This is a genomic window from Laceyella tengchongensis, from assembly GCF_900182735.1.
GTDB classification, from domain to species: Bacteria; Bacillota; Bacilli; order Thermoactinomycetales; family Thermoactinomycetaceae; genus Laceyella; species Laceyella tengchongensis.
Window position 1 is genome coordinate 13,052 of the sequence record NZ_FXTU01000002.1, and the last position, 12,359, is coordinate 25,410.

At 51.3% G+C, this 12,359-nt stretch carries 12 protein-coding genes; 3 read left to right on the forward strand and 9 right to left on the reverse strand.

Annotation, left to right across the window (positions count from 1 at the left end; genetic code table 11):
• Nucleotides 1-284: 284 nt before the first annotated feature.
• The 6 genes from trmFO to QQZ12_RS03705 form a co-directional block, all read right to left on the reverse strand.
• Nucleotides 285-1,601 (reverse strand): FADH(2)-oxidizing methylenetetrahydrofolate--tRNA-(uracil(54)-C(5))-methyltransferase TrmFO, encoded by a 1,317-nt coding sequence (gene trmFO, locus QQZ12_RS03680; protein ID WP_102992713.1) that lies wholly within the window; start codon nucleotides 1,599-1,601, stop codon nucleotides 285-287.
• Between the two features lie 15 nt (nucleotides 1,602-1,616).
• Nucleotides 1,617-3,692: a type I DNA topoisomerase gene (gene topA / locus QQZ12_RS03685; RefSeq protein WP_284723999.1), complete on the reverse strand. Its 2,076-nt coding sequence runs from the start codon at nucleotides 3,690-3,692 to the stop codon at nucleotides 1,617-1,619.
• A 124-nt stretch (nucleotides 3,693-3,816) separates the two neighbouring features.
• Nucleotides 3,817-4,908, reverse strand: coding sequence for a DNA-processing protein DprA (gene dprA, locus QQZ12_RS03690; protein WP_102992715.1), 1,092 nt, complete (start codon nucleotides 4,906-4,908; stop codon nucleotides 3,817-3,819).
• Between the two features lie 65 nt (nucleotides 4,909-4,973).
• On the reverse strand, nucleotides 4,974-5,879 hold the full coding sequence (gene sucD, locus QQZ12_RS03695) for a succinate--CoA ligase subunit alpha (RefSeq protein WP_102992716.1): 906 nt from the start codon (nucleotides 5,877-5,879) through the stop codon (nucleotides 4,974-4,976).
• Nucleotides 5,880-5,917: 38 nt separating this feature from the next.
• Nucleotides 5,918-7,078: an ADP-forming succinate--CoA ligase subunit beta gene (gene sucC, locus QQZ12_RS03700; protein ID WP_102993850.1), complete on the reverse strand. Its 1,161-nt coding sequence runs from the start codon at nucleotides 7,076-7,078 to the stop codon at nucleotides 5,918-5,920.
• Between the two features lie 252 nt (nucleotides 7,079-7,330).
• Nucleotides 7,331-7,462 carry a hypothetical protein gene (locus QQZ12_RS03705; protein ID WP_022736273.1) on the reverse strand — a complete coding sequence of 44 codons (132 nt, stop codon included), beginning with the start codon at nucleotides 7,460-7,462 and terminating at the stop codon, nucleotides 7,331-7,333.
• 241 nt (nucleotides 7,463-7,703) lie between these two features.
• Here QQZ12_RS03705 and QQZ12_RS03710 point away from each other — a divergent pair, with 241 nt between their 5' ends.
• Nucleotides 7,704-8,171, forward strand: a complete 468-nt coding sequence (locus QQZ12_RS03710) for a cupredoxin domain-containing protein (RefSeq protein ID WP_194830503.1) — start codon at nucleotides 7,704-7,706, stop codon at nucleotides 8,169-8,171.
• Nucleotides 8,172-8,230: 59 nt separating this feature from the next.
• Here the strand turns inward: QQZ12_RS03710 and QQZ12_RS03715 are convergent, their stop codons facing one another.
• Nucleotides 8,231-9,175 carry a tyrosinase family protein gene (locus QQZ12_RS03715; protein WP_102992718.1) on the reverse strand — a complete coding sequence of 315 codons (945 nt, stop codon included), beginning with the start codon at nucleotides 9,173-9,175 and terminating at the stop codon, nucleotides 8,231-8,233.
• A 306-nt stretch (nucleotides 9,176-9,481) separates the two neighbouring features.
• Between QQZ12_RS03715 and QQZ12_RS03720 the strand changes: the two genes are divergently transcribed.
• Nucleotides 9,482-9,898, forward strand: a complete 417-nt coding sequence (locus QQZ12_RS03720) for a hypothetical protein (RefSeq protein WP_102992719.1) — start codon at nucleotides 9,482-9,484, stop codon at nucleotides 9,896-9,898.
• Nucleotides 9,899-10,107: 209 nt separating this feature from the next.
• Here the strand turns inward: QQZ12_RS03720 and QQZ12_RS03725 are convergent, their stop codons facing one another.
• Nucleotides 10,108-11,655 (reverse strand): long-chain-fatty-acid--CoA ligase, encoded by a 1,548-nt coding sequence (locus tag QQZ12_RS03725; RefSeq protein ID WP_284724000.1) that lies wholly within the window; start codon nucleotides 11,653-11,655, stop codon nucleotides 10,108-10,110.
• Between the two features lie 223 nt (nucleotides 11,656-11,878).
• Between QQZ12_RS03725 and QQZ12_RS03730 the strand changes: the two genes are divergently transcribed.
• Nucleotides 11,879-12,103, forward strand: a complete 225-nt coding sequence (locus QQZ12_RS03730) for a hypothetical protein (protein WP_102992721.1) — start codon at nucleotides 11,879-11,881, stop codon at nucleotides 12,101-12,103.
• Between the two features lie 102 nt (nucleotides 12,104-12,205).
• On the opposite strand, the gene QQZ12_RS03735 is transcribed toward QQZ12_RS03730, so the two are convergent.
• Nucleotides 12,206-12,340 (reverse strand): hypothetical protein, encoded by a 135-nt coding sequence (locus QQZ12_RS03735; protein WP_262983033.1) that lies wholly within the window; start codon nucleotides 12,338-12,340, stop codon nucleotides 12,206-12,208.
• Between the last annotated feature and the right edge of the window lie 19 nt (nucleotides 12,341-12,359).

Consider the following 12,359-nt stretch of genomic DNA (forward strand, 5'->3'; position numbering starts at 1 on the left):
GAAGGAACAGCCTTTCGAAAGGGGGGGCTTAAGATGGCTGGCAAATATACCCGAAGCTGATGTCTGTGCCTTTCAGTCGATGACACGAAAGGCGGCGGGCCTCTCCCTGAGAGCTTAAGGTGTCACACCCCCTGCTAAGCTTCAGGTTGCCCGCTCTCCTCCTTTCGTTTGGCAATCAGCTAGCTTACAGGCTTCCAGCCACTTTATCTTTCACCCACAGGACATTGGCAACATCCAATCCTGTCGAATCTTGCGCTCCTCCCGCTACCCCCCAGTGGCCGTGATCAGCAATCGGCCACCTGGCGAGCAAACGCTGCAATTTCTTCCAGCGCCCGCTCCGCATATTTTTCCGCACGTTCTTTTTTACCCCGAATCCGCACAGGTAACTCCTCAAATAATCCAAAATTGGCATTCATCGGTTGGAAATGTTTGGGATCGGCTGTGGTGATATAATGAGCCAAGCTACCGATAGCCGTCGTTTTAGGCGGCACAGCCAATTCCCGCCCTTGCACCAGCCGGGCGGCATTGATCCCCGCAATCAAACCAGCGGCGGCCGATTCCACATATCCTTCTACTCCCGTCATCTGTCCAGCAAAAAACAAGTCTTCACGGTCGCGGAATTGGTACGTCGGCTTCAACAGTTTGGGGGAATTGATGAATGTATTGCGGTGCATGACGCCATACCGGACGATCTCGGCATTTTCCAACCCGGGGATCAATTGAATCACTTCTTTCTGCGGTCCCCACTTCAAATGGGTTTGGAAACCGACGATGTTGAACAAGGTACCCGCACTGTTGTCCTGGCGCAATTGGACGACGGCGTAAGGCCGTTTCCCCGTTCGCGGATCTATCAATCCGACTGGTTTCATCGTGCCGAAAAGCAGCGTTTTCTTACCCCGCTTGGCCAACACCTCAATCGGCATGCACCCCTCGAAGTAAATCTCTTTTTCAAATTCCTTCAACGGGGCCGTCTCAGCCGAGATAAGCGCTTCATAAAAGCGGTCAAATTCCTCTTCGGTCATCGGACAATTCAAATAGGCTGCTTCCCCTTTGTCATAGCGGGACGCCACAAACACCTTCTCCATATCGATGCTCTCTTTTTCTACAATTGGAGCAGCGGCATCATAAAAATACAGATACTCTTCCCCCGTCAGCTCCTTTAACCGCGCGGACAGCGACGCCGACGTCAGTGGCCCAGTCGCGATTACCACCGGCCCATCTGGAATGGTTTCTAGCTCTTCATTTACTACTTCCACAAGCGGATGATTGTGAAGCGTGTCGGTGATCTCTTTCGAAAAGCCTTCCCGGTCGACCGCCAGCGCCCCTCCCGCCGGAACGGCGTGTTTATCCGCAGCGCGCATGATCAAGGAATCCAGGCGGCGCATCTCTTCCTTCAAAATACCGACTGCGTTGGTCAAGGTAGCGGCGCGCAGAGAATTGCTGCATACCAACTCAGCAAACTGCCCTCCGCGGTGGGCCGGCGTCATCTTGACAGGCCGCATTTCGTACAGCTTGACGCGCACGCCCCGTTCTGCCAACTGCCATGCGGCTTCACTGCCGGCAAGGCCAGCACCAACGACGGTCACAACTGGTTGTGTCATGGTTATCTTCTCTCCTTAGTCCTTCGTTTCTTCGTTGTAGTCACATGAGGTGCAACGAATCACCGTTCCCTTTTTCCCTTTTTTCTCCACCATCATCCCTTTGCACTTGGGGCAAGGACGCGCGACTGGAGCATCCCATGAAACGAATTCACAGTCGGGGTATCGGTTGCAACCATAAAAGGTTCGTTGCTTTTTGCTTTTGCGTTCGACCACTTCACCTTGCTTGCATTCTGGGCACGTCACTCCGGTCGACTTGACGATGGCTTTGGTATTGCGGCATTCCGGAAACGCGGAGCAAGCCAGAAACTTGCCGAAGCGGCCAAATTTGTACACCATCGGACTGCCGCATTTCTCACAAACTTCATCGGAAACTTCATCTTCCAGTTCTACTTCCGCCATCTCTTTTTCAGCCGTCTGCAACCGTTTTTGAAACGGCTGGTAAAAGTGGTCAAGGATTTGAATCCAATCCGCTTTGCCTTCTTCCACTTGATCCAAGTCATCTTCCATGTTCGCCGTGAATTTCACATCCAAAATCTCCGGGAAGAATTCTCCTATCAATTGGATCACAATCTCCCCCAGCTCAGAGGGGACAAACCGTTTCTCTTTCAAAAATACATATCCACGCTTCTGGATTGTGTCCAACGTGGGCGCATAGGTGCTAGGGCGCCCGATGCCTTTTTCTTCCAGCTCTTTCACCAAGCTCGCCTCGGAATAGCGCGGAGGCGGCTGGGTAAAGTGCTGTTTGGGGTCGATGCTTTTCCGTTTGAGGGTTTGCCCCTCAGAGAGCGGCGGCAACAACTTATCTTCTTCCTTTTTATTTTCGTCATTGCCCTCCACATACACTTTCATAAATCCGGCAAACTTCAGCTTCGACCCCGAGGCCCGGAACAAAGCGTCCCCCGCGCGGATATCGGCCGTAACCGAATCGAAAACCGCCGTTGCCATCTGTGAAGCGACAAACCGCTCCCAGATCAGTTTGTACAGGCGAAACTGATCCCGCGACAAATACTCTTTAATATCCGCTGGCTTTCGCAGGACGGATGTCGGGCGGATCGCTTCATGAGCGTCTTGCGCACCTGCTTTTTTCTTGTGCGTGCGGGGGGACGTGGGTAAGTATTCTTTGCCGTAAGTCTGTTCGATGTAGGCTTTCGCTTCAGCCTGGGCCGTCTCTGAGATGCGGGTAGAGTCGGTACGCATATAAGTGATCAACCCGACCGTTCCCTCTTTGCCGAGATCGATCCCTTCATACAACTGCTGTGCAACGGCCATCGTTTTTTGGGCGCGGAAGTTCAATTTGCGCGCCGCTTCCTGTTGCAACGTGCTGGTGATAAACGAGGGAGCGGGATTGCGTTTGCGTTCGCTCGTCTTGATTTCCTCGACGATAAAGCGCTTCCCTTTGATGTCAGCAAGCAGTTTATCTACATCTTCCGCACTCTTCAATTCTGTTTTCTTATTGTGGTAACCGTGGAATTTCGCTTCCACCTCATCTTCGCCACTAGCCAAGACGGCGGTAACCGTCCAATATTCTTCAGGGACGAATTGCCGAATCTCCAACTCGCGATCCATGATTAACTTGACCGCAACGGATTGCACGCGCCCCGCGCTCAACCCTTTTTTTACCTTTTTCCACAAAATCGGGCTGATCCCGTAGCCAACGAGCCGATCCAAGATGCGCCGCGCCTGTTGCGCATTCACTAAATCCATGTTGATCTTTCGCGGCTGTTTGAAAGCGTCCTTCACCGCTTGTTTAGTAATTTCGTTAAACACCACGCGGCATTCCTGATCGAGTGGCACGTCGAGAATATGCGCCAAATGCCAGGCAATCGCTTCCCCTTCGCGGTCGGGGTCGGCGGCCAGATACACGCGCTTCACTTTCTTTTTGGCCTGGCGCAACTCTTTCAAGACATCTCCTTTTCCCCGAACGGTAATGTACTTGGGTGTGAATTTATCTTCCACATCGACTCCCATTTGGCTCTTTGGCAAGTCGCGCACATGCCCCATCGAAGCCTTGACAATGTATTTGCTCCCTAAGTATTTTTTAATGGTTTTGGCTTTCGCGGGCGATTCGACAATAACCAGCGAATCGGCCATAAGATGGCCCTCCCCTCAACAGTATCGCCAAGTATTCTACGGATGTTTTTACACTCGTATTTGTAACAATACCAAATTTGATGTTCATTATTCAACTGAGAAAAGAATTACGCATCGGTCACAGCTACTTGCGAATGTACTGTCCTCCCGGCATGGAGGCGATCATGCCCTTCAGTTCCAAACTGAGCAGGGACTGATGAATCTGACCAAATTCCCACTTCGTCCCCGACAAGCCCATGATCTGGTCAATCGACACGGGCCGATCAGGCGCCACTCGCTCCAGCAACCACTGTTCCGCTTCCGTCAAATCCGAAGCGGTGACTGTATCTTGTTGAACGGCTTGATTATACGCCACAAACGGAATTTCTTCCAATATATCTTCAACCGAACGCACGCATTTGGCACCCTGTTGGATCAATTTTAGCGTCCCCTGGCTTTGCGTTGTTGTGATGTGGCCGGGCACGGCGAATACTTCCCGCCCTTGTTCCATACTAAAATCGGCAGTGATCAACGATCCTGACCGCTCCGCAGCTTCCACTACCAGCGTGCCCAGGGACAATCCGCTAATGATGCGATTGCGCCGCGGAAATAAACCCGGGTGCGGCGGAGTGCCTGGAGGCATTTCGGAAACAACAAGCCCCCGGCTGGTCAATTCCTGATACAACGTCCGATGATTCTTGGGATAGATCACATCAATGCCCGCCCCCAGCACAGCAATCGTCCGCCCTGTTGATTTTAACACGGCGCGGTGTGCTTCCCCGTCGATGCCATTAGCCATCCCGCTGGTGACAACGAGTCCCTGTTCGGCCAGCGCTTGCGCCAACATGCGCGTAACCCGCAATCCGTAAGGCGTGGGCTTACGAGTTCCCACCACGGCCACGCTCGGCTCCCCCAGCAAAGAACGGTCACCCTTACAGAATAATACCCACGGCGGTTGCGCTATTTCCGTCAGGTACAAAGGATATGCCTCATCAAAGCGAGTGATGACTTCGATCCCATCCGCTGCCCACGCTTCTACCTGCTGGGACAGCAAATGGGCACAGGCTTTGGCCCGGTCGACCACCCGCTCAGCGACGCCCAACACCCGCAATATATCCAACATCTCGACGACGCTGACGTGCGTTGGTTTCCCTACAAGCCGCATAAACCGATCGACCGTCTGCCAACCGATCCCTTCCACTTGACTCAGTATGATACAACATTCACGCTTCTCCATACAAGTCACTTCCCCTCCAGGAAAAAAATAAGGGAACCCGGCGAGAGGTTCCCTTGGATCGTTGTTTATTTACCTGTGGTGCAAGCGTCTAACAACCCTCGTTCTTTCAATACGTTCACCAATGTTTCGCCAATAACGGACGGAGTCGGCGCTACTGTCACACCGCAACGTTTCAGGGTGGCGATTTTCTCGGCTGCGGTACCTTTGCCGCCAGAGATGATTGCGCCGGCATGGCCCATCCGTTTTCCTGGAGGCGCTGTTTGACCGCCGATGAAACCAACAACCGGTTTGGTCATGTTCGCTTTAATCCATTCAGCTGCTTCCTCTTCAGCTGTGCCACCGATTTCCCCGATCATCACAACCGCTTTGGTCTCTGGATCAGCTTCAAATGCCCGCAAGCAATCGATGAAATCGGTGCCGTTGACAGGGTCGCCCCCGATGCCCACAGCGGTGGACTGGCCGATACCGCGGGTGGATAATTGGTGAACCGCTTCGTAGGTCAGCGTTCCACTGCGCGAAACGATGCCCACGTGACCTGGTTGGTGGATGTATCCTGGCATAATCCCGATTTTGCACTCGCCGGGAGTGATAACACCTGGACAGTTCGGCCCGATGAGGCGTGTCTTCTTGCCTTCCATATACCGTTTCACTTTCACCATGTCCAGAACCGGAATCCCTTCTGTGATGCACACAACCAGATCCAACTCAGCGTCAACGGCCTCCATGATCGAGTCCGCCGCAAACGCTGGCGGAACGTAAATGACAGAAGCGTTTGCTCCAGTCGCCGCCACTGCTTCTCTTACCGTGTTGAATACAGGTACGCCTTCAACCTCGGTGCCACCTTTGCCCGGGGTGACCCCGCCCACCACTTTGGTGCCGTACTCCAGCGCCTGTTTGGTATGGAACAAGCCGGTTGCTCCTGTAATCCCTTGCGTAATCACTTTCGTATCTTTGTTCACAAAAATGCTCACTTTATAAACCCACCTTTCTCGGGCGCCCCTATATTTCCTTATTTCACCAGTTCTACAATTTTCTTCGCGCCGTCTTCCATGGAGTCAGCCGCCACAATATCCAGTCCGGACTCATTCAAGATCTTCTTGCCCAATTCAACGTTGGTGCCTTCCAAGCGGACAACCAACGGGCGGTCCAAGCCGATTTGTTTCGCCGCGCCAACTACGCCGTTAGCAATGACGTCGCACTTCATAATTCCACCGAAAATATTGACGAAAATGCCTTTTACATTGGGGTCGGACAAAATGATCTTAAACGCTTCGCGCACTTTATCTTCGGTAGCGCCGCCGCCCACATCCAAGAAGTTGGCCGGTTCGCCGCCGACATGTTTGATGATATCCATGGTAGCCATGGCCAAGCCCGCACCATTGACCATGCAACCGATGTTGCCATCGAGCGCGATATAACTGAGATCGTATTTCGACGCTTCAATCTCTTTTGGATCTTCCTCATCCAAGTCGCGCATTTCCAAAATATCTTTGTGGCGGAAGAGCGCATTGGAGTCAAAATTCAATTTGGCGTCAAGTGCCATCACACGGCCGTCCGTGGTGGTGATGAGCGGGTTGATTTCCGCTAGGGAGCAATCGTTCTCCACGAATGCTTGGTACAGAGCGAGCATAAACTTAACGGCTTGCTTGATTTTGTCTTTGGGGATATTGATGCTATAAGCCAAGCGGGTTGCTTGGAACGGCATCATACCTACAGCCGGATCAATCACTTCTTTGAAGATTTTTTCCGGGGTTTTTTCAGCCACTTCCTCAATTTCGGTGCCGCCTTCTTCCGACGCCATCATCACGACGCGGTGGGTGGAGCGGTCAATCACCACGCCCACATAGTATTCCTTCTCAATTGGCAAACCTTCTTCAATCAACAGACGCTTAACTTCTTTCCCTTCTGGGCCGGTTTGGTGCGTCACCAGTTTCTTTCCGATCAATTCCGTGGCGTGCGCTTTCACTTCATCCAAGCTGCGCGCCAATTTGACACCGCCCGCTTTGCCGCGGCCACCTGCATGGATTTGAGCTTTAACCACCCACAGGTCTCCACCCAGGCGCTCAGCCGCTTCTACTGCCTCTTCCGGAGAGAAAGCAACATGGCCGTTCGGAACCACAACACCATATTTTTTCAGGATTTGCTTTCCTTGATACTCATGAACGTTCATTCCCGGATCCTCCAATCCATGGTCAATCATGGGCAAACGCGTCTCCATTCTATGTATCAGCACCCTGATTTCCTTGAATCCCCTTACAAAAAGGTGATCCCCGAAATCGGGCTGAAAAAACTTCACTCGTTTAACCCATCTTGAAGTATAGCTCACACGTGTTTTTTTGCCAACCGCCGCTCTTTTGCGACAGCTCCGACCCCATCATAAAAAGAGAGGATTTCCAGCCAGGAACCCCCTCTTTCAACAAAATTACATCATCAATTGCACCGCGGTCGCTACAACAAAAATTCCCATAAACAGAGCCGTAACGACACCGGCCGAAACCATAAAATCAATAAATTCATTGTCTTGGTGGCTGGTATCTACGAACTTCTTTTCCATGACGTAACCTCCTTCACCATTCCACTATGTAGAGAATGGGCGCATCTCGAACAATAGGAAGGAAGATTGAGCGTAGTCCCTCCCGCTTATCCCACCTGTCATTATAGCAAAAAACACAACATTTGCGAGTGGCAGAAACGTTCCTCTGTGTTATTTCCCTGAACAAAAAGGGATTATCATCTATCAGAAGAAATAATTAGAAAACCCTGGGCGCCAGCTCAGGGATGGTGAGGTGAAAATGATGGGCACATCAACCCGTTGGCTCGTTCTTTCTATTGCGGGCGGACTAATCCTCCTTGGCATCGCCTTGTTTCGCCCCGATTTTCTTTTTTATCAGGATACCCCGGCTTCGGGCAAATCAACCGCCCGCGCCAATGCAAAGCAAGTTACGCGTGACATCCACTTGTTCACGGTGGAGCACCAAGCGAACCACGGTGGCAAAGAAGTGGAAGTGTATCGGTTTGACCCCGGGTTCATCACGGTGGTCAAAGGGGAAAAAATCCGTTTACACATCCATGGCTTCCATGGGAAAAAGCATCATTTCTCTATCCCCTCCTTCCAGGTGAACAGCGAGGTGGCCAAAGGGGAAGTGACCACGGTTGAGTTCATCCCCGACAAGGTGGGCACGTTTGAAATCATTTGCCACGACCATTTGAGTCCGCAACATGAAGGGCCGATGATCGGCTACATCACTGTCGTGCCATCTTAACCACAAAAAAGCCAAAAAGGTCCACGCTCAACCGGGCGCGGCATTTTTGGCTTTTTCCTCTATTGATAGCGATACCCCAATTTCTCCATATCCAACACCATCGCTGGCGTCACTTTCCGACCCATGGACTTCCAAGGCTCCATCGCATCATGCAGGTTGTGCCCGCGCGGCCCGCGCTTCCCATCAGTCCCCGCCGGTTGATATCTTTCGTTAGGATGGCTAGCTTGCCATATAGCCCACAAACGGTCAATCGTGGCGTGATGCAACCAAAAAATCGGATCATTGGGCGCACTCATCCATGCCATGGACCCTCGCGCAGCCCCGCCTATCCAACGGTGGACGATGTTGTGAATGTTCCCTTTCCCGTACCACCCCTCCAAGCGGTTGCAAAAGCTGGGTCGGACGGCTGGACTATCAGGTCTTAGCAAATTCAACTTCGCTCGCCATGGGGGAACGTGATATGGCGTTTCACGCAAGCAACGCTTCACCTCTGCGGCAGTGGGGAGAGAAATCGACCGCCCGCCCGAACCCACTCCCAATTGCCGACGCAAATAAGGCAACCGCGGTTCACCATGGTCAAACAAGATCAACTTCCACCGCGGATAGGCAAATGGCCCCGTGGTCACACGATAGTTCAACCGCGGGTCTCCAGTTCCTCCCATAAAATCGTCCGTCCACGGCCCCCGCGGATCATCCGGGCGTCGTTGTGCGGTCCAATCCCAATACGGAATGCTCACAGACGGGTCGATCTCTTGTAAATCCTTTTCTAACTGGTACAGCAAATAGCGGTGCCATGGGAGAAACGCCGGCCCGCTGTGTGCCCATCCTGGATAAACAGCCGTCATGTTTTCCATCGACTTCAAATGGATATACACATAATCATCATACCGACCCCATCTGGGGGAAATGCGACCCGGTTTTTGTTTTAAAATCAACAAAGCCCGGACAAACCTGCGCTTTTCCTGTTTGCTCAAATCCGCTACATTTTTGCGAATGGTGGTCATCGCTCATCCCATCCTTCAGTTTCGTTATCACATGGTATGAGCAGTTGGGCAAAACAGTGCATTCCCACTACTGGGACAGTTTGTTTGTTTTACAAACTTGTCTATATAAATGAAAATCCGACTGCGACTCGCTCCCTTTTGCTATAATGTCATTGATTGAAACCCATCGCGATGAAGGAGGAAGATCATGTCTTGTCATTTCTGGACGGATCTCCACATAATGACTCAACCGGTACAGGTTCGGTTCCAACCCCTAACCCACCAAACCGAGCTTCCCAAAAAGAATTTCTCCATGGAGGAACGCGCATGAATATCCGCTTTCAAACACCGCACCAATATGTGTTCATCCATCGCCATGTGAAGCACCTCTTACTTTTGTGGAAAAAGGAACACAAACGGGATTTGTACATTGTCGATGACGAAACCGAATCCTCTCTGGTTTTGCGATATCCAGGCGACACCTATGCCGAAATGGTTCTACAAGAAGTGGAGCCGATTTTTTTTCAACGCTTGGAAACCGATGAGGAAGCCTTTCTCGCCATCCTTGCGGCGACCCTTGATTATGGCGGACGCTTGATGGCCATGTATGTCCACCCAGAACGACCACAAACCGATGTTTACTTTTTCGAGGTGCGGGATGAACAGATCGAGGAAATCGCTGACGATGAATACCCCCGCATCATCCAAGCTTTCATGGAGGAATATCCCGACTCGTTCGCCTAAGCGTAACCTTTGCCAAGAAAAAGCGAGAGACCTAGGGCATGTCTGGTGAATGGGCCAGATCATTGGCTTCACGCGTGGCGAGGCTCAACCGGATTTTTTTCCGCCGCTCTCTCCACGAACTGAACTTGATACATATACACCCTAGACAACGAATTTATCAATAAAAATGGACCGCATGGCCGAGTGGGCCGTGCGATCCGCCGTCAGGTTCAGTCAGCCGGTTGGCTATATTGCTCCCGCAAAAGGCGTTTTAATATTTTCCCCGCTGCATTCTTGGGCAACTCTTCGACGAACTTCAAGCTTTTGGGCACTTTGAAACCAGCCAACCGCTCGCGGCAGAAATCCAACAATGTCTGCGCATCCACTTCCTGATCCGCGCGTTTAACCACCAACGCCTTCACCGCTTCCACCCAAACGGGGTCGGGTACCCCGATCACCGCCGCTTCCAACACGGCCGGATGCTGGTAAAGCACCTGCTCCACTTCAATTGAGTAAACATTCTCTCCACCGGTCACAATCATATCCTTTTTACGGTCGACGACATAGAGGTAATGCTGTTCATCCCGATAAACCATATCCCCCGTATGATACCAACCACCCTTCAGCACAAGGTCCGTTTCTTCATGTCTGTTCCAATACCCTTTCATCACATTGGGCCCGCGCACGATTAACTCCCCGACCTCTCTCACTCCTACCTCGCCGCCGTGGTCATCGATGATTTTCGCCTCTACCCCCGTTACAACTTGCCCACATGAAGCGAGGCGTTCCTCCACCTGATGATCTTCCGGCGGCAACACCGTCACCACTGGTGCGGCTTCCGACATTCCGTACGCCTGCATGAAAGAAAGATGTGGCCACACTTCCCGCGCTTTCTTCAACACTTCCACCGGCATTGCCGAACCGCCATAGAGTAATTGTCGCAACGAAGAGCAATTGCGCTTCTCCACATCTGGGTGATTGATCAGGCGGTTGACCATGGTAGGCACCAGTAACGTCGTAGTCGGCTGAGCCTGCTCCACCCAATCTAAGAACATATCCGGCTGAAAAGTACGAAGGATTTGGTGTGTTCCTCCGACCAAAGTTAAAGCAAACGTGCAAGCTCCGTCAGCGAGATGGAACATAGGCGCCGCGTGGACATAACGGGTGTAACGGTCAAAGCAAAACGCGAGCGCCGCATGGTAAGCATTGCTCACCAAATTACGGTGCGTCAGCATCACTCCTTTGGATCGCCCGGTCGTGCCCCCTGTGTAAAATATCCCCGCCACATCATCTTCGATCACCTCACCATAAGCGAGCGGCTGAGGGGAATGCGGTCGTAGAAACTCTTCATAATCGATCATGAACCCGGTCTCCTCTTCATTGCGCTCCCCTTCAACTCTCACAAACAAACGCACCGACAGGACACGCATCACCATCCCGGCGACAATGGGGGCAAATTCCTGATGAAAAAAGAGAGCTTTCGGACTGGAATCTCGCAACTGCTCAACTATTTCCGCTGCCGTCAACCGATAATTGAGCGGAACGGCTATCGCTCCGATCGCAGTGACCGCATAAAATAATTCTAGATAACGAAAATCATTGAACATGAGAATCGCCACCCGATCCCCTTTCTCAATCCCTTCCTGCTTCAATGCTTGCTGCAACTGGCTGACTCTATCGGAAAATGCATGATAGGTGTGGGCGACTTTTCCGTCCACAACCGCCAATTGATCAGAAAAGTTTTGTGCAGAACGAATCAATCCTTTGGTTAAAATCATCTGCACACCTCCATCTCACTTAAGCGTATGTTCTGATTAAATTATATCACAATATTCTAATAATTTTACTTTTTACCTTCTGTTTCTAAGTTTATTTCTGCGAAACATCACGCTATCAAGATAGTAAACTATTTTTCAAAACTCAATCACCATTACGTAAACAAAGAATATATTGTATTAACATCAGAAATTGATAGCACAGTCATCAGGGAGGTGCCAGCATTTGACATCAGATAAGAAAACTTTGGATCAAGTCACCGTCGGGCTGGAGAAAATGATCAAATTAAAAGTTTACGATCTGCTGATCAACAGCTTGGAAAATGACAAAGTTCCCGCTAAGTTACAACAATTGATGGCTTTGGCGGAAATCATAAAACCCGGTACAAAAGATGCGGTGAAGCAAGCATTGCGAAAAGAGAAATTGAAATCAACAAAGAGAAAGGAGTGAAAGAGCGATGGGAGTCTACAAGCTGGTCTACGTTTCAAGAAACCGCCGCAAAAAACGCAAAAGACCATTGCTTTGCAGGCGATGCCGATGGTTTCTCCTGCATTACGGCGCACTCCCCTTCGAAACCCGCCGGCGTCGCCGACGACGGCGTAGACTGTCCCGGCCAGCGGCTTCTACCTCCAGCAATGTAAACAACTCAGCCAACATCGGGGCGGTGAGCGGACTAATCAACATCATCGTTCAGGTTCCTGTCAAC

What these genes read in the sequence shown, in the direction of transcription:
- topA (WP_284723999.1), bottom strand. Translation starts at nt 3,692, where the DNA reads ATGGCCGATTCGCTGGTTATTGTCGAATCGCCCGCGAAAGCCAAAACC.
- QQZ12_RS03705 (WP_022736273.1), bottom strand. Translation starts at nt 7,462, where the DNA reads ATGGAAAAGAAGTTCGTAGATACCAGCCACCAAGACAATGAATTTATT.
- QQZ12_RS03710 (WP_194830503.1), top strand. Translation starts at nt 7,704, where the DNA reads ATGGGCACATCAACCCGTTGGCTCGTTCTTTCTATTGCGGGCGGACTA.
- QQZ12_RS03725 (WP_284724000.1), bottom strand. Translation starts at nt 11,655, where the DNA reads ATGATTTTAACCAAAGGATTGATTCGTTCTGCACAAAACTTTTCTGAT.
- dprA (WP_102992715.1), bottom strand. Translation starts at nt 4,908, where the DNA reads ATGGAGAAGCGTGAATGTTGTATCATACTGAGTCAAGTGGAAGGGATC.
- trmFO (WP_102992713.1), bottom strand. Translation starts at nt 1,601, where the DNA reads ATGACACAACCAGTTGTGACCGTCGTTGGTGCTGGCCTTGCCGGCAGT.
- sucC (WP_102993850.1), bottom strand. Translation starts at nt 7,078, where the DNA reads ATGAACGTTCATGAGTATCAAGGAAAGCAAATCCTGAAAAAATATGGT.
- QQZ12_RS03720 (WP_102992719.1), top strand. Translation starts at nt 9,482, where the DNA reads ATGAATATCCGCTTTCAAACACCGCACCAATATGTGTTCATCCATCGC.
- QQZ12_RS03735 (WP_262983033.1), bottom strand. Translation starts at nt 12,340, where the DNA reads ATGATGTTGATTAGTCCGCTCACCGCCCCGATGTTGGCTGAGTTGTTT.
- QQZ12_RS03715 (WP_102992718.1), bottom strand. Translation starts at nt 9,175, where the DNA reads ATGACCACCATTCGCAAAAATGTAGCGGATTTGAGCAAACAGGAAAAG.